Genomic DNA, 16,566 nt, shown 5'->3' with positions numbered 1-16,566 from the left:
AATGATTGATTGTAGCAGCAGATGAGCCTTCAGGACGATTTAAAAAATGGAGTGCGCCTTTCATATTCTGCAAGCTTCTCCTGCATCAAACCGCGAATTCGGCTATCCGTAACCCCGTCATAGGTCATTTGATGTGAACTTACGCTTTCGGCATGCTCAAAATAGGTTAAATAGCTGACATCAATAAAACAGCTAATGTTTGTCAAGTATTGCAACTCGAAGTCATCTCATAAATCTTGATATACTTTTATAGCAACAAATAACCTTCAATGGTGTGAAGGTTATGGATAAATATGGGGATTATGCTTTGTAGGACTCGTTTTGGATGGCGTATACGTGATGGAGAAGCTTGTTGGCGCAAGCGATCACGACCACCTTGTAAGGCTTGCCCTCTTTCCTTTTCTTCTCATTGTATTCGCTTATCCTTCGGTTAGCTCCTTTGCATATTCCACATGATTCAATGCGTATAACCGATGATTTCATATATTTTTTTCATATCCACATGGTTACGAACAACGTCCGCTACACGGTCAAATTCCGCGAATTTGCGTTCTTCTGCTTTGAACGTTTCCGAGATTGGCATCAGCCCCTTCTTCATCCGAATGCCGTTCAGCCAGGACCTGCGGAAGACATCATTGTCAAACAAGCCATGCAGATAACTTCCCCATATGCGGCCATCCGAAGTAGCTGTCCCTTCAACGTGCGGCTGAATATCTTCTGTCGCCTTTAAAGAATCTGTGCCATCTGCCTCAATCGAAAAAAGCGGTCGGTAGCCCGAGCCGTCAGCCAAGGCACTCCATTGCGTCACGCCCATATGAATTTCATAGGCCGTAATCGTCGAATCGGCCTCTGTGTCCGAAATAACGACCCTCAGAGGATGTTCCTGTAACAATTCCCCTCTCACCCGAACGGTCCTTTTATGCTTTAAAAAGGAAGTCCGAATCGGCAGCAGTTCGAGCCCCTTCGCTTCCCGAACGCTCCCTTCGACCGCATGCGGATCCGACAGCTGCTCGCCCAGCATTTGATATCCCCCGCAGATGCCAACCAGCTGCACATCCCGCTGCTGCGTCTGCCTTAAGATCGCATCGGCCAGACCCCGATCCTGGAGGAACCCGAGGTCACTGATCGTATCCTTGGTACCAGGCAAAATAATGACGTCCGGCGTGCCGAGTTCATCCGCCGATTGGACGAAGCGAACGACAACATCCGGTTCCCAGCGCAGCGCATCAACATCCGTAAAATTCGAAATGCGCGGATACCGGATCACGACAATATCGAGGTCGCGTTGTTCCTGTCTTTGAGATTGAAGCTCATCCAGCACAACCGAATCCTCTGCCTCGATTCGCATGTCCTGAATATAGGGGAGTACGCCCAGCACGGGAATGCCTGTCCGCTCTTCAAGCCAGTCCAGTCCCGGCTGAAGCAGCGCCAGATCCCCACGGAACTTGTTAATGATAAATCCTTTGACCCTGGCCGCTTCATGGGGCTCAAGCAGTTCAAGCGTACCTACAATGGAAGCGAACACGCCGCCGCGATCGATATCCGCAACCAGAATAACTGGCGAATCCGCCCATCCTGCCAAGTTCATGTTAACAATGTCCCGATCCTTAAGATTGATCTCCGCCGGACTTCCCGCGCCTTCCATAACAACGATATCGTAGCTCTCCCGTAGACGATCCAGTGCATCCAACACAATCTCTTTGGCCTTCGGCAGGAACTGTGTCCGGTAATCCATCGCACTCATCTGCATTTGGGGCACACCGTGGATCACAATTTGCGAAAACATGTCCTTTATCGGCTTGATCAGGATCGGATTCATGTCCGTTGTTGCGGCAATGCCGCAGGCTTCAGCCTGTACGCCCTGTGCTCTGCCGATCTCTTTCCCATCCGGCGTCACGTAGGAATTAAGCGCCATATTTTGCGATTTGTATGGAGCCGTGCGATAACCATCCTGTAGAAATATGCGGCATAGCGCTGTCGTTACGATGCTTTTGCCTACATCCGAAGCGGTGCCCTGCAGCATGAGTACCGCTCCTTGTCCCTTCCTGATCTTCGTGGGTGTATCCCTTATGTATTCTGCTTCATTCATCTTCTTCACCCTTCTCCCTGACTTAAACCGCTCACTCACATCATTATAGCAAACCGTCGTTAAAGGCGTTCTTCTCCCATGAAATCCAGATAAATTTCCTTGTACTTAGTCAGCCCGAAATGTTAACTATATAGAATAGCAGTTTCACATGTCCGTGCATGATAAACGAAAGGCGGAAACCAACCATGAAGCCTGAACTGAATGACAAGCAGATAACCGACATTTTCCCTTATTTAAAAGTTGTCCCCCCCGAAGAATGGATTCAAGCTAATGCTTTTACCAAACATTTTGAAGCCAAATCGAGAATCTTTCATCGAGAGGATGCCGTGATGTATGGCATGTTCCTGATCAGCGGATCGGCCCGGATCACGATTATCAACGAGAATGGCAACGAATCGGTGTTAAACATCCTATCAGCCGGTGAAGTCTGTTCGCTCCTCGTACTTAGCGGGCTAAGCGGGCAGGATTATCCCGGCACCCTCATTGCCGAGTCCGAGGTAGAGGTGCTGTATGTACTGAAAAGCTGCTTTCTCCGCTGGCTGCAGGTATACGAACCTATCCGTAGCGCTATTTTTGGCGGGCTGCTTGATGGAACGCTGCGGATGGCAAACCTGCTGCAGGAGAGACAGTCATTGCCGCTGGAGCAGCGCCTTGCCAGAACACTGCTGCGCATCACCTCGGATGAACATCCGCTAGTGCACACAACCCACCAAGAGCTTGCCGATGACATCGGCTCCGTTAGAGAGGTCGTCTCCCGTGCGCTGGGCCATTTCCAAAAGAAAGGATGGCTGGAAACAGGAAGAGGCTGGGTGAAAATTATAAACCGGGGCTGTCTAACAGAAACGGCTATGTGACCTAGTCACAGAGCAATAAAGTCCTCCCTGCTACATTGGTAATAGGCCTCACGCCTATATACCGTTAACCCAGGAGGAAATCCAACATGAACAACGTGCTTCAACCCGGAGAATATGCTCCATTATTCCAAAGGGTAGATCAACATGGAAATATGATTTCGCTGGAAACCTATCGCGGACGTAAATTACTTCTCGCTTTTTTCCGTAACGCAGCCTGCGCACTGTGCAATCTGAGGGTGCACCAGTTTATTCAACGATATCCTCAGTGGCAGCAGTATCATCTCGATGTCATTTGCGTATTCGAATCACCGGAAGTTGCGCTTCATCAGCATGTTGGTCAGCAGAATACTCCGTTTCCTCTTATTGCCGATCCGAATGCGGAGCTCTACACGCTCTATGGAGTCGAGACTTCGGCAGCCAAGACACAAGCCACCTTAGCTCAACCGAATGTGCATCAATATACGGATGAAGCCGAAGCGGCAGGTTTCAAGCTGACGCCGGAAGAAGGTTCAAATTTCAATCGGATTCCCGCAGAGTTTGTATTGGACGAGGACGGCATCATACGGATCGTGCATTACGGTCGTCTGATTACCGATCATCTGCCTTATGAAACCATTGAACGTTACGCTGCCGGAACACAGCTTCCTTAGCCGGGTTGAGCCTGTCTTCAAGCCCGCATTCAGCAGTAAAAAGAACTCCTCACATGAGACATAAAAACAAGCCGATCCGGGTGGATCGGCTTATTTGGTGACGCTATGACTATAAAGTCAACCGCTGCCTATAAACGCTTTTAAGGGATAATATTTTCAAAATGGGGGGATATATTCATCCGATAATATACTTTTTTATCTAATATTGTATTATCTTGGATAGGTGACTAGAGTTGGTTAAGGGAGGAACTGATTGAATGGTAATGCATTTCTCCAAGTTTAGCAACATCTATATTCATGTCAAATGGTTTACGGATAACTTTGAATGGGTCCCCCTGCCTTTTCCTCGCGTCGTTACACTGACATTCCTGTTTTGGTTTGCGTTTACATTGTTGATCTTATTGCTCACATGCGCATTTCACGATCCCTTGGGAAAGATGCGGCCCGTCGTGCGAATCCACGGATGGCTGCACAGGTTGAGGCCCCATACCGAGGTGATTCTGCGTTTTGGGCTGGCTATCGGGCTGGTGCTGCAGCTTCTGAGCGGCTCGTACCTCGCACCCGAATTCCGAACCAATTCCATGTGGATTATCCTCGGCCTCTCCGCAGCCGCAGCGTGCCTGCTCTATAAACGCACCTTGCCGTTGAGCGGCGCCATCCTATTCTTGCTTTATATCCAAGCCTCCTTGTCCTACGGTATGTTTCATTCCATCGATTATTTGATCTATCTTGGCATTGTGTATTATCTGTTTGTGTGCGGCACTCCTATAAAAAGAACGGCAGCCCCGGTCATGTATATATGCACAGGCATGTCCCTCGCTTGGCTTGCCATGGAAAAGCTGACCATTCCCGAGCTCGCCTGCACGGTTATGGGCAGCAATGGACTTCCTACCTTCGGTTTTACCATTGAGCATTTTGTCATGATTAGCGCTTTTATCGAAATCGGGCTGGCATGGGCGTTCATCGTAGGCATCATGAACCGGTTCACGGCGCTGCTGGTATCCTGCATTTTTGTTATGACAAGCCTTGTATTCGGTTACAAAGAAGTCATCGGCCATACGATCATTCACACGGTGCTGATCCTGTTCCTGATCGAAGGCACGGGAGACCTCCGTACTCCTTTTCAGTTCCACCGCTCGCCTGTGCTCCGCGGATTGTTTGTAGGCGTCAACTTCTGCCTGTTTCTGTTCAGTTTGATGGCACTGTATATCTGGATGGGCAAGACGTTATGACAAGCTCTGGATCCGTTGGCCGATGGATTTACCAAGCTCTACCACCGTTTTGTTCTCGTTTGATCTGACGACCGCGTCCAGCACCTCTTGATTCCGGTATCCGTCCATAAACCCGGGGACTCCGTCGGCAGGCGCTCCCCGCAATATCGCGGCAAAATCGGCATACTGCTTGACTTTGCAATGCTGCGGCACTTCCATTGTCGTTCTGGCGAGCTGCCCGGGCTCTTCTTCGCGAATCCAAACCACCCGTTCCGGATCCAACGTGCTGGCGTGGACGGTGCCATGGTCGCCGTAAATGGACACCTCATGCTGATTGCCTGAACCGAACGCATTGCGTGATGTCTGGAACACGCCCATCATGCCATCCGCCATCCGTGCCTGAAAGCTGGCAAAATCATCGACTTCGATCTTGGCCATCGCTCCCGTCACCGGGTCACGACGTTCCGGGATGATGGTATGTAACTGGGCCGTGATTTCTTCAAACTCTCCAAACAAAAAACGGGCCATATCAATCATATGCGAACCGAGATCTCCCAGTGTCCCCGTCCCGGTGATGGCTTTGTTGTATCTCCACATGTAGGGAACCTGCTGGTTCGGCACGCCAAACCCCTGCAAATACTGAATGGAGAAATGACGGATCGTCCCCAGTTTGCCTGTACGAATGAGTTCCCTGGCATAACGAAAAGCGGGCGTATAACGGTACGTAAACCCGATCATGGCTGGAACGGGCTGCTTCTCATACAGCTCCAGCAAGGAGATGGCCTCTTCAAAGACGCGCGTAAATGGTTTTTCCGCCAAGAAAGGCTTACCTGCTTGCAAGCATGCACGGATGATATCGGCGTGCACGTTGTTGGGCGTAACCGAAATGACAGCATCCACGTCAGGATCTTCTATCAAATCTTTGAAATCCGCATAGCGTTTGCCGTCCTCGATCCCCAGCTGATCGCCTACCCTGGCCACGGCTTCGCCATTGACGTCGCTCACAGCCACGAACTGATAGATTTTCTCTTCATTCATCCAGCGGATATGCTCCTGCGCCATCCCGCCCAAACCAATTAAGCCGATTCGAAATTTATTCATCATAGAACACTCCTTATATTAGTCTCTCACTAGGACTGAACGACAGGGGCGATAGGCGCCACCCGTCCATAAGCCGATTTGGCCCCTTTCACAGGAGCAGCCCAGAACACGCCATTGGCAATGACCTGCAGAATTTCGGGCTGATGGTAGACCGGGAACATTTCGTGGCCCGGCCGGAAATAAAACAGCTTCCCTCTGCCGCGCCTGTAACAACAGCCGCTGCGGAACACTTCGCCGCCTTCAAACCAGGAGATGAACACCAGCTCATCCGGCGCCGGGATTTCGAACCGCTCTCCATACATTTCTTCCCGCGGAATCTCAATATATTCACCCAGTCCCTGCGCAATCGGATGGCCCGGCTCAACGACCCATAAACGCTCGATCTCGCCATCGTCGCGCCACTTCAGCATCCCGGTGTTCGTGCCAAGGAGCCGGGAGAAGATTTTGGAGCCATGGCCGGAGTGCAGAACGATCAATCCCATGCCGTCCAGCACGCGCTGCCGAACCTTCTCCACAATGTCATCCCGGACCTCGTCATGGGCCAAATGTCCCCACCACAGCAGCACATCCGTGTTCGCCAATCGCGCTTCGGTTAAGCCGTGATCCGGCTCATCCAGTACGGCAGTCGCTACTTCCAAACCTTCCACCTGTTCGAGATGATCCGCTATCGCACGATGAATCCCATTCGGATATATGCCGGCCACCTGTTCATTATGTCTCTCATGCCGGTATTCATTCCATACCGTGACTTTGATGTTTCCCATGATTGCTGCCTCCTGAGTTCCCTAGAATTCGATTCAATTAAAGCTTATTCATCACTTCGAATGCGGATCATACTTACGATCCCTGTTGCCCCCAGATTTTTTTGCGTTTTGTTATATGTTGAAATCCGGGGATAGCATATGCTTTCGTTGCGAGCTTTCCGATGGAAAGCTTTCAGGGAACGCTTCGCTTCTCCAAAACAATTCCGCCTTCTTCGTTGAAGTCTGATACTCTAAAACCTATTGAATTCAAGTCAAACTCCATTCCCTCAAAATCACGCTGCCCCGCAGCATTTCGTTCTGCGGGGCAGCTCCTGACGATTTGCCGTCAAATCCTTATTTGACGCTGATATACCGCTGATAGGCTTCCTTGCGGATCTGTACCAGCCGCTCAAGGCCCATATCGTTCAGCTTCTTGACGTACGCATCCCATTCCGCATCGATGTTGCCTTCGGATATCCATTTTGCGCGGGTCGTGCCGACATAACCATCGATATCCGTTGTCAGCGTAGGCAGCTCCTGGAATTCTTCGGCGCTGTACATCACGTTCGGGAACGGCGTCGTTACGTAATCGCTGCCCAGCTTGTCGATGACCAGCTTCAAGCCGTCGCCCGTGGTCTCATCCAGTATGATGTTTTTCTCGAAGCTCGGGCTTACGTACTTGGGACCGAAATCCCTTACGGATTGCTCCCAGTACCAAGCATCCGCACTCGTTCCCTCCGGCGGACTCATGAGCGTAAATGTTCCGTCGTCGTTCTTCTGAATCACCGTGCCGATGGCTCCCCAGAAATTCTGAATGCTCGCTTCATTGGTGTAGAACTGATCCGCCCAGCGCGCCGAAATTTCCGGATATTTGTTCGACGTGGTAATGAGGAACTCGTTTCTTCGCAGGCTCATGCCCTGAGGCTCGCCGCCCTGGTACCTTTTTCCGTCAGGTCCGGCAATGGACGGAATCGCAATGTATTGATCCTTCCATTTCCCGAATACGGCGTCCGGTACCCATTGGTTGGAGAAACCGATCAGCGCCGCATCCGGATTCTGATGCTTCGCCGTGGACATGGTGCTGTCCTGTGTGAAGATCTCCTGGTCTATGAGGCCTTCGGCGTACAGCTTATGCGCCCACTTAATCGCTTCCTTGTAATTCTCCGTCACCGGGTAGAACACGGGCTCGTTATCGATAACCATCATGCTGTTTCCGTTGATGTCCGTGATGCCGAACGGATTCAACAGATCAATGCTGATGTTCCCCGATCCGCTGACCGGAATTTCGTCAGCCTTGCCATTGCCGTTCGGATCTCCTTCTTTGAACGCTTTAAATACGTTATACAACTCGTCCGTGTTGTCCGGTACTTCCAGTCCGAGCTGATCCAGCCAGGCTTTGTTGATGATCGGCTGAATCGATGCTTTCGGCCTTGACGGCAGCCGCGCCGGCAAGGAGTAGATTTTCCCGTCCGGGAATGTGCTCATCTTTTTCATTTCTGGCGTTTCTTCCAGCGCCGCCTTCAGGTTCGGCATGTATTGATCGATGTAGTCGTCCAGCGGGCGGAAATACGACAGGTTGTTCACGATGTCGGAATCGCTGAACACGATATCGCCGAAAATGATATCCGGCAGCGTACCGCTCGCCAGCATGATCGATTTTTGCTCGCCCCAATCATTGGAGGACATGATCTGCCAATTGATTTTGACGTTGGTCTCCTTCTCCAAATCCTTGAGCCACTGGTTCTGGAGGAACGTATCTCCCATATTGCCCCAGCGAACGGTCAGCACGTCCAGCGTAATCGGCTCATTCACGATCGGCAGGCCTTCTATGTTAAAAGCGGCTTCGGCATCCGAATTGGCGTCCTCCTTCTTGCCGCCGCTGCAGCCCGCCAGATTCAGCAGCAGGATTGCGGCCAACATGATGACGGCAGCCAGCTTCAGGCGGTGCTTCCTCTTTACATTGTTTGTTCCCATTCAACCATTCCCCCAATACTTATTTTTCATAAATTCATCGGTGTTACGACTTCACGGCTCCGATCATCACCCCCTGATTGAAATACTTCTGTACAAACGGGTAGATGCACATGATCGGCACCGTTGCGACGATAATGACCGCGTAGCGCATAATATTGGCCAGTCGCAGCGCGATGGCCGCGGCTTCTCCGGTACCCATGGCGGACTGCATCTGGTTGGTGACCAGAATATTTCGCAGGATGAGCTGTAAGGGGTACAGGTTCGTATCTTTTAAATAGATCAGGGCATTGAAATAGGAATTCCAGTGACCCACGGCCGTCCACAAGGCGATGACCGAGATGACCGCTTTCGAGAGCGGAATCACGATAGTCACGAAATATCTCAGATTTCCGCAGCCATCGAGCTGCGCCGCCTCCCATAAATCCTCCGGAATGCTGCTTTGGAAAAAAGTCCGCGCCACAATGATGTTGAAGGCGGCAACCGAGAACGGCAGCACCATGACCAGAAACGTATCGTACAGCTGGAAATCGCGGATCGTCATAAAGGTCGGAATCAAACCGCCGTTAAAGAACATCGTAAAAATAAAGAGCAGCGATATATACTTGCGGCCCACGAGGTCTTTGCGCGAAAGCGCGTAAGCTGCGGATATGTTAACCACCAAGCCGATGGCGGTACCCACAATCGTATACACAATCGTATTTCGGTACCCAATCCATATATTAGAGTGCTTCAGCAATTCTTGATAGCCTGCCAGCGTAAATTCCTTAGGCCACAGCCATACCTGTCCATTCGCAACCGCCGCCGGCTCGCTGAACGAAGCGATGATGATGAAGTACAGCGGATAAATTAACACGATCAGCATCAAGACAGCGAATACATACAGGCCGATTTCCAGCACCTTGTCGGAAGATCGGGTATTCCTCTGCCGCGGCGCCGTCTTCTCTCTTACTTCCACTACACCCATAGAACCCTTCCTCTCTTGCGTTACCACAAACTGTTTTCGCTGTATTTTTTCGAAATCTGGTTGACCAGAATCAACAGAGCAAAATTAATGACCGTATTAAACAAATTGATGGCCGACGAGAAGCTGTATTGGCTGCTCAGCATCCCGATTTTGTACACATACGTGGAGATGACCTCACTGGAGGTAATATTGAGACTGTTTTGCATAAGGTAAACCTTCTCGAAGCCGACGCCAAGCAAGCTGCCGATCCGCAATATAAGCAAGGTCACGACCGTAGGCATCAGCATCGGAATATCGATAAACCGGATTTTCTGCCACCGGCTTGCCCCGTCCATCGTGGCCGCTTCGTACAAGCTGGGGCTCACCGCAGATAAAGCCGCGATATAGATAATGCTGTCCCAGCCCGTATGCTGCCACACGTCCGACCATACATACACGCTGCTGAACAAGCCGGCCGATCCCATCAGGTTCGGCGCTTGTGCACCGAAGAGCCGGAAGATATTCCCGATCAATCCCGAGCCCGGCGAGAACAGAATCAGCATGAGTCCCACCATCACGACCGTGGATATAAAATGCGGCATATAGGTTACGGTCTGGAAGAAGCGCTTGAACCCATTCTGGCGCATTTGATTGACCATCAAGGCAAGCATGATCGGAATCGGGAATGTCGCCACGCTGTATAAGCTGATGACCAGCGTATTGGTAATGGTTGACGAGAATTGATAGGAGTTAAAAAACTTCTCGAAATACTTCAGGCCTGCCCAGGGGCTGTCCATAATCCCGAGAGCGGGACTGTAATCCTTGAATGCGATCAAGATCCCGTACATCGGTACGTAAGAAAACAACAAAACCAGCACTACCGCAGGCAGCAGCAGCAAATACAGGCCCCAATTTTTTCTGATCCGCCCGAGGGTTGGGTGTGTGGTTCTATTCAGTTGGCCTGCTTTCAAATCGATTCCCCTTTCTGTACTCGTCGTCGTGAATCCGGTATGTCACGTAAGCAATTTCAGTATACTTCGCTCCGGAATCGTTATTTGGACCTCATGATGTCCTATTCGGACCTTCGCCTTGTTCCAGTTCAAGGAATCCTCGAGTCCCCATGCAAAGCATGCTATTATCCGGACTTTACGATGTGGTATCCGGACTTTATGGAAAATGCGCTCTCGTTCGCTCCTGTTTTTTTCGTCTTTTCCATTTATAATGATCAGTACCACTATTAAAACGCTTACATGTACAGGCGAATTGAAAGGAAACACGGCATCCCTATGGTTAAAGCACTCAATAACAAGCCTTATCCCATCCGTCACTATGTGAAAATCATGCTCTTTATCTCGATTTTTGCCCTCGTGGTGGATCTCGTGATCAGCTTCGCTTCCATCTTCATCGTGAAGCAGCAATCGACTCGATATTTGCAGGATACGGCGAATCTGTATATCAGGCAGATCAATCATGACTTCTCCTACATCAACCACTATATGGGCTGGACGCTGGCGAATGATGAGAGCATCAAGATCATGGATACCCTCGGCACAGACTACGTGGATTACATCAAGTCGAGCGAAAGAGTGCATAAACGGTTCAACGAGCTTCAAAAAAACTACGGCCAAGAATACAACTTCTTCTTCTATTTAAAAGAGCAGGATTTTTTCCAGAACTATGCGCCCATGTCCCTATCGTATACGGAGTTCCTGGAGCTAAAGGAACAGATCGTCTCCCTCACGGATTCCAAAAACGTATACGAAACGTTCTACTCCAACTGGAATCCGATCCTTGTTCAGGACACGCATTACATCATCAACATCGTCCCTTACCATAACCGGTATCTGATCTGCCTCATCTCCGCTGACGATCTGATCCGGCCGCTCCAACAGCTGGATTTGGGCGAGGACGGTTACGTTTCTCTTGTGGATGATCAAGGGGCAGCCCTTTCGAGTGCCGGTACCGGCGAGCTGGGGGCCAAGGTCGAAGCTGCCAAAGCTTCCCCCTTTAGCTTGTCACAACCGCGGACAACGGTCACTGAGGGATTCTCGAACGCCTCCTTCAACGTGCAGCTGGTCATTCAATTCGGCGTATTTGAGACCATCATGATCGCCCAACTCCTCATTATGCTGCTGTTTGTTATACTGACGTGCACGCTCAGCGTGGTTATGCTGTATTTCAAGAAGAAGGTGTTAAAGCCGATTCAGAATTTCTCGGAAAACGTAAGGCGCATCCATGAGGATAGCGAAAATTTGGATTTCATGAGCAGCGAGATCATCGAGCTCGAGCAGGTCAACTCCCAATTCAAACACCTGATCGAACAGATCAAGAAGTTTAAAATCGATATCTACGAGCAGGAGCTGGAGAAGCAAAGAATCCAGCTGGATTATATGAAGCTGCAGATCAACCCCCATTTTTTCCTGAACTGCCTGACGAACATCTACAGCATGGCGCAAATGCAGATGTTTAAGGAAATCGAATATATGTCGCTGTCCACATCCAAATATTTTCGTTACATCTTTCAAAGCGGCGATAACCTCGTGCGGCTTGCGGACGAGATCGAGCATGTCCGGATTTACCTGGAGATTCAGAAGCACCGCTACCGCGATGCCTTTTCTTATCATATCGGGTTTGAACAAGAGCTTGCCGGCCTCACGATCCCCCCTCTGGTGCTCCAGACCTTTATTGAAAACGCGGTGAAATACGCCGTATCCAGAGATCAGGTGCTGCAAATTCGCCTGACCGTCAGCTTGCAGGTGGAGGACGATAAGCCTTACGCGGTCATCCGGATCTCCGATACCGGCCCCGGCTTTCCGGAAGACGTATTGGATAAGCTGGCAAACGGTAAGCCGCTGGATCAAAGCGAAGGGAAACACATCGGGATCATGAACACCCTTCAGCGGCTGGAGCTGCTCTATCATCGCAGGGCACATGTGGAATTTTCAAATCGAGAAGAGGGCGGCGCTTGCGTCATATTAACGCTTCCACAATCCGTGCAGGAATGGAGAGGAGAAATTCAATGAACGTATTGCTGGTTGATGATGATTATTTTGTCGTGGCCGCACTGGAGAAGAAAATCGATTGGAAAGCCCTCTCGATCGAACAGGTCCATACCGCTTACAGCGTTGCACAGGCAAGGGATATACTGCAGCAGCATTCGGTCCAGATCCTCATCTGCGATATCGAAATGCCGCAAGGCAGCGGGCTGGAGCTTCTCGCCTGGATACGCGAGGAACAATACAGCATTCAGACGATCTTCCTGACCAATTACGCTGATTTCAATTATGCGCAGAAGGCTATTGAGCTGCAAAGCTTTGACTATTTCCTGAAGCCGATTGAATTCGATAAGCTTAGCCTCATCATTTCCAAGGCTGCCTATAAAGCAAAGGAACAGCAAAGCGATCAGGAAGCGATACAAGACGGGCAGCTGTGGAAAAAAAATCAAAAAAAGCTCCAGGAGCATTTTTGGAGCAAGCTGATAAAGGAAAGGAAAGCTTCTTCGGACCGGGTCGCCATCGCAGGATATATCGCGGAACAGAACCTGTCCTATGAGTTGTCGGATCTATTTCTTCCTGTGCTCATCACCATTTTTCCGCATGATAAAAGTTTGGGCAAAGAAGACAAAGACCTGTTTGACTATGCATTTCTCAACGTGCTGTCCGAATTGTTCCAGGACCCGCTCTTCACGGTTGAAGCCGCTATGGAATATAGGGATTACAATTGGATGGTCATGCTGAAATGGAATCATCCTCCGGATACCGGGGTCATTGAATCCATCTGCACTTCGTTCATTGACAAAGCCAATCAATTTCTCCGGAGCGATGCTTGCTGCAGCGTATCGATTTCGGTGGCTTTGGAGGAAATCAACAAGTCCATTCGGATTCTGCTACAAATGAATGAGGATATGATCAAAAAGCGGAATCAGATTGTTTTTCTGGAACACCATTCCCTGCAAGAAACCGCGTACGCCCCTCCGCCGCTGCAAGACTGGGAAGCGCTTCTCAGCGGTAACAATCCGGCTGGGTTTCTGGGAGAAACCCGCAAATACTTGCAAAACCTAGCCAAGAATGGCGTCTACAACGCCTCGGTGCTGCGTCTGTTCCGCTTGGATATCGTGCAGCTGGTGTATTCCTATCTGAAGGGCAAAGAGATCCAGGCACATAAGCTGTATACCGGCAAAACCAATGACCAGCTGTTCCTGCAATCCTTGAACTCGATTGAAGATATGGAGAAATATATGGAATATCTCGTCAGCACGGCAGCAGAATATCATGCCTACGCCGACCATTCGCATACGGTGGTGGAGGAGATCAAGCATTATATTCAAAGCCATTACGGGGATGAGCTGACGCGAACGAGCCTGGCGGAAATCGTCTATCTTAACCCGGATTATTTGGCCCGCGTGTTCAAGAAAGAGACGGGCGTCTCTTTGGGTACTTACATCATTCAGTCCCGCATCAAGGCAGCCAAGCATCTGCTGGAGACGACTCCATTGTCGGTGTACCAGATTGCGGCTAAGGTGGGGTACGCCAACTATTCCTATTTCTCGAAGCTGTTCAAGCAGGATACGGGCTGGGCGCCCAGCGATTACAGACGGGTGCTGCAAGCCGGGAGTTCCGGAAAGGTCGATCATGCGAAATAACATTACACGCTCGACGAGTTTCGCGAATGAGCTGTCAGCAACCACAACATGAAAAATAAAAAGTACCGCAGCCTCAAGCCTAATTCGCTTGGCGGACGCGGTACTTTTTCTATAATAATAAGTGCAAATCTGTATAGATTACGCAGGGTAAATATCGAAATCCTTGAGCGTTGCTCCCGTTCGGGCCGATTCAAACACCGCTTCGATCAGGTTCAGGACGCGCAGCACTTCCTCGTTCTTCACAATCGGTTCAGCCTCGCCTTGGATCACGGCCGCAAAGTTATCGAAGAAGCTGCTGGATTGACGGTATGGCTCCGGCAGAGCTCCCGTAATGGTAGCTTCTTCGGAAGGAGGCGCCATCGTTTTGGTCAAGCCTACCCCGGCTTGAATCGGCTTCGGCTCCACTTTCACGGCATCCTGGTTCCGGGTAACGATTCTTCCGTTTAACGACCAATCCTCAATAATACCGGTTCCCTCGGTTCCTTTGACGTACCAGCGTGGCAGCGTAATGAAGTTCGTCGTCCCCACTTCAATCAGAACCGATACGCCGTTCTCGAATTCGATAACCGACTCAAAGCCGTCATCCACCTCATCGCCCAAAATAAAGCTTAAGCGGCTGCTCAGGCTGGTCATCCGGCTGTCCACCATGAACAGGATCTGGTCCAGCAAATGCACGCCCCAGTCCAGCAGCATGCCGCCGCCGTGGGCTTCCAGATGGCGCCAGTCGCCCGGAATGCCGTTCGCCCCGTGTACCCTGGATTCGATACGGAACAAATCGCCAATTGTCTTCTCGTTATACATTTGCTTAATCGTCAGGAAGTCCTCGTCCCAGCGGCGGTTCTGATGAACCATCAGCACCCGGCCAGCAGCATCGGCTGCAGACACCATCTCTTTGAAGTCACTGACGGACAATGTCACCGGCTTCTCGCAGATGACATGCTTGCCGGCTTTAAACGCCTGAAGTGCCAATTCCTTGTGCACATCATTAGGTGTAGCAATGAGCACCACGTCAACCGCAGCATCGTTTAATACCTGCTCATAACTCTCGTAGGCAGGATACCCGTCCTGCTGGGACACTTCCCGGCGATCTTTCAAAATATCGTAGGTACCCGTAACCTCGAGAAATGCATTGTCCTTAATCAGCTTGGCATGGTAGCTGCCCATTCCGCCATAACCTACGATCACAATCGCATGTTTTCTTTTCTCCATTGTCATAGTTACATAGCTCCTTTTTCACATCTAAGCAGTAAACGCATACACAACCATTATCATATCATATGCGAAATAACTGTTCCCTTTTACGATATTGTATTCCTGCTGTCATCGCAAGGCTGTGAGTTACTTCGCAGCCCGGGATGGAATGATCAGGATGGCAAAAAAAAAGCGTTACCCTGCTTCTATCGCATAAGGTAACGCTCCTTCATCCCGCCAGATTACTCCTTCACAACCAGTTTCAGCGGTGCAGCGATATTCGCTTCCACCTCTTTGCCCTGCAGCACGTCCTTGGCTGCGCCGACAGCGAGCTGACCGATCAGCTCCGGCTGCTGGGCTACCGTGGCCGTCAGGTTGCCGGCTTCGATGGACTTCAGCGCATCGTCATTACCGTCAAAGCCGATGACCATGATGTCTTTGCCCGAGCTTTGGATCGCTTCGATTGCGCCCAGGGCCATCTCGTCATTATGGGCAAATATCGCTTTGGCATCCGGATTGCCCTGCAGCAGATTTTCCGTCACGGTAAGACCCTTTGTCCGGTCAAAATCCGCTGCTTGCTTCGCGACCACGTTCAACTGCTCATCTGCGATATCATGGAAACCCTTGCCGCGTTCACGCGTCGCGGAAGCGCCCGGAACGCCTTCGAGCTCAATGACCTTCGTATCTTTGCCCAGTTGTTCCACGATATACTCGGCTGCCATCTGACCGCCTTTGACGTTATCGGAGGCAACCAGCGCAGCGACCTCACCTTGATCCGCCGAGCGGTCGAGTGTAATGACCGGAATGCCCAAGCTATTCGCCGTTTGCACCACGGTTGAAATCGCAGACGAATCCGTCGGGTTAATCAACAGTGCGTTGACGCCCTGCTGAATCAAGTCGTCGACGTCATTGCTCTGCTTAGCCGAGTCGTTCTGTGCGTCAACGACAACGACTTCCATTCCCTGCTTCGCCGCTTCGGCGACGACGCCATCCTTCAAGGAGACAAAGAACGGGTTATTCAAGGTCGAGATGGAAAGACCGATTTTGATGTCTTTTATATCTCCGCTAGCCTTGGGCTTCGCCCATTCCGGCGGCTCCAGCGAACAGCCTGTTATGAAGATCAGCATAAGTGATACGAGCAGCAAAGTTGTTTTTTTCATCGTTCATT

Annotated in this window: 13 protein-coding genes; 5 read left to right on the top strand and 8 right to left on the bottom strand. The window is 50.5% G+C overall.

Going from position 1 to position 16,566, the window contains the following annotated elements; translation table 11 throughout:
• Nucleotides 1-457 precede the first annotated feature (457 nt).
• Nucleotides 458-2,089, bottom strand: a complete 1,632-nt coding sequence (locus OHJ21_RS02420) for a cobyric acid synthase (protein ID WP_486019266.1) — start codon at nucleotides 2,087-2,089, stop codon at nucleotides 458-460.
• Between the two features lie 185 nt (nucleotides 2,090-2,274).
• Here OHJ21_RS02420 and OHJ21_RS02415 point away from each other — a divergent pair, with 185 nt between their 5' ends.
• The 3 genes from OHJ21_RS02415 to OHJ21_RS02405 all read left to right on the top strand — a co-directional run bounded on the left by OHJ21_RS02415 (nucleotide 2,275) and on the right by OHJ21_RS02405 (nucleotide 4,825).
• Entirely contained in the window at nucleotides 2,275-2,943 is a 669-nt protein-coding gene (locus OHJ21_RS02415) for a Crp/Fnr family transcriptional regulator (protein ID WP_486019265.1), read from the top strand.
• A gap of 86 nt (nucleotides 2,944-3,029) precedes the next feature.
• Entirely contained in the window at nucleotides 3,030-3,593 is a 564-nt protein-coding gene (locus OHJ21_RS02410) for a redoxin domain-containing protein (RefSeq protein WP_486019264.1), read from the top strand.
• Nucleotides 3,594-3,850: 257 nt separating this feature from the next.
• On the top strand, nucleotides 3,851-4,825 hold the full coding sequence (locus tag OHJ21_RS02405; protein WP_486019263.1) for a hypothetical protein: 975 nt from the start codon (nucleotides 3,851-3,853) through the stop codon (nucleotides 4,823-4,825).
• On the opposite strand, the gene OHJ21_RS02400 is transcribed toward OHJ21_RS02405, so the two are convergent.
• The 5 genes from OHJ21_RS02400 to OHJ21_RS02380 all read right to left on the bottom strand — a co-directional run bounded on the left by OHJ21_RS02400 (nucleotide 4,820) and on the right by OHJ21_RS02380 (nucleotide 10,536).
• Nucleotides 4,820-5,905 (bottom strand): Gfo/Idh/MocA family protein, encoded by a 1,086-nt coding sequence (locus tag OHJ21_RS02400; RefSeq protein WP_486019262.1) that lies wholly within the window; start codon nucleotides 5,903-5,905, stop codon nucleotides 4,820-4,822. The two genes, OHJ21_RS02405 and OHJ21_RS02400, sit on opposite strands and share 6 nt — an antisense overlap.
• Nucleotides 5,906-5,934: 29 nt before the next feature.
• On the bottom strand, nucleotides 5,935-6,669 hold the full coding sequence (locus tag OHJ21_RS02395; protein WP_100536158.1) for a ThuA domain-containing protein: 735 nt from the start codon (nucleotides 6,667-6,669) through the stop codon (nucleotides 5,935-5,937).
• Nucleotides 6,670-7,002: 333 nt separating this feature from the next.
• Nucleotides 7,003-8,622, bottom strand: coding sequence for an extracellular solute-binding protein (locus OHJ21_RS02390; RefSeq protein ID WP_100536157.1), 1,620 nt, complete (start codon nucleotides 8,620-8,622; stop codon nucleotides 7,003-7,005).
• 43 nt (nucleotides 8,623-8,665) lie between these two features.
• Entirely contained in the window at nucleotides 8,666-9,586 is a 921-nt protein-coding gene (locus OHJ21_RS02385) for a carbohydrate ABC transporter permease (protein WP_100536156.1), read from the bottom strand.
• Nucleotides 9,587-9,606: 20 nt separating this feature from the next.
• Nucleotides 9,607-10,536, bottom strand: coding sequence for an ABC transporter permease (locus tag OHJ21_RS02380; RefSeq protein ID WP_100536155.1), 930 nt, complete (start codon nucleotides 10,534-10,536; stop codon nucleotides 9,607-9,609).
• A gap of 315 nt (nucleotides 10,537-10,851) precedes the next feature.
• Here OHJ21_RS02380 and OHJ21_RS02375 point away from each other — a divergent pair, with 315 nt between their 5' ends.
• Both OHJ21_RS02375 and OHJ21_RS02370 read left to right on the top strand, forming a co-directional pair.
• Nucleotides 10,852-12,588, top strand: a complete 1,737-nt coding sequence (locus OHJ21_RS02375; RefSeq protein WP_100536154.1) for a sensor histidine kinase — start codon at nucleotides 10,852-10,854, stop codon at nucleotides 12,586-12,588.
• A complete protein-coding gene (locus OHJ21_RS02370; RefSeq protein ID WP_100536153.1) occupies nucleotides 12,585-14,207 on the top strand; it encodes a response regulator in 1,623 nt (540 codons plus the stop codon). Before OHJ21_RS02375 ends, OHJ21_RS02370 begins: the two co-directional genes overlap by 4 nt.
• A gap of 138 nt (nucleotides 14,208-14,345) precedes the next feature.
• On the opposite strand, the gene OHJ21_RS02365 is transcribed toward OHJ21_RS02370, so the two are convergent.
• Nucleotides 14,346-15,422 (bottom strand): Gfo/Idh/MocA family protein, encoded by a 1,077-nt coding sequence (locus OHJ21_RS02365; protein WP_100536152.1) that lies wholly within the window; start codon nucleotides 15,420-15,422, stop codon nucleotides 14,346-14,348.
• A gap of 218 nt (nucleotides 15,423-15,640) precedes the next feature.
• Nucleotides 15,641-16,558 carry a ribose ABC transporter substrate-binding protein RbsB gene (gene rbsB, locus OHJ21_RS02360; RefSeq protein WP_100536151.1) on the bottom strand — a complete coding sequence of 306 codons (918 nt, stop codon included), beginning with the start codon at nucleotides 16,556-16,558 and terminating at the stop codon, nucleotides 15,641-15,643.
• Nucleotides 16,559-16,566 lie beyond the last annotated feature (8 nt).

It is taken from the genome of Virgibacillus sp. LDC1 (assembly GCF_025792345.1).
GTDB classification, from domain to species: Bacteria; Bacillota; Bacilli; order Paenibacillales; family Paenibacillaceae; genus Paenibacillus_AQ; species Paenibacillus_AQ lautus.
Note: the sequence above shows the minus strand (reverse complement) of the source record. Positions and strands in the feature narration are given on the sequence as shown.

Excerpts from the sequence above, each read along its gene's own strand:
- OHJ21_RS02420 (WP_486019266.1), bottom strand. The coding sequence starts at position 2,089 with ATGAATGAAGCAGAATACATAAGGGATACACCCACGAAGATCAGGAAG.
- OHJ21_RS02415 (WP_486019265.1), top strand. The coding sequence starts at position 2,275 with ATGAAGCCTGAACTGAATGACAAGCAGATAACCGACATTTTCCCTTAT.
- OHJ21_RS02410 (WP_486019264.1), top strand. The coding sequence starts at position 3,030 with ATGAACAACGTGCTTCAACCCGGAGAATATGCTCCATTATTCCAAAGG.
- OHJ21_RS02405 (WP_486019263.1), top strand. The coding sequence starts at position 3,851 with ATGGTAATGCATTTCTCCAAGTTTAGCAACATCTATATTCATGTCAAA.
- OHJ21_RS02400 (WP_486019262.1), bottom strand. The coding sequence starts at position 5,905 with ATGAATAAATTTCGAATCGGCTTAATTGGTTTGGGCGGGATGGCGCAG.
- OHJ21_RS02395 (WP_100536158.1), bottom strand. The coding sequence starts at position 6,669 with ATGGGAAACATCAAAGTCACGGTATGGAATGAATACCGGCATGAGAGA.
- OHJ21_RS02390 (WP_100536157.1), bottom strand. The coding sequence starts at position 8,622 with ATGGGAACAAACAATGTAAAGAGGAAGCACCGCCTGAAGCTGGCTGCC.
- OHJ21_RS02385 (WP_100536156.1), bottom strand. The coding sequence starts at position 9,586 with ATGGGTGTAGTGGAAGTAAGAGAGAAGACGGCGCCGCGGCAGAGGAAT.
- OHJ21_RS02375 (WP_100536154.1), top strand. The coding sequence starts at position 10,852 with ATGGTTAAAGCACTCAATAACAAGCCTTATCCCATCCGTCACTATGTG.
- OHJ21_RS02370 (WP_100536153.1), top strand. The coding sequence starts at position 12,585 with ATGAACGTATTGCTGGTTGATGATGATTATTTTGTCGTGGCCGCACTG.
- OHJ21_RS02365 (WP_100536152.1), bottom strand. The coding sequence starts at position 15,422 with ATGACAATGGAGAAAAGAAAACATGCGATTGTGATCGTAGGTTATGGC.
- rbsB (WP_100536151.1), bottom strand. The coding sequence starts at position 16,558 with ATGAAAAAAACAACTTTGCTGCTCGTATCACTTATGCTGATCTTCATA.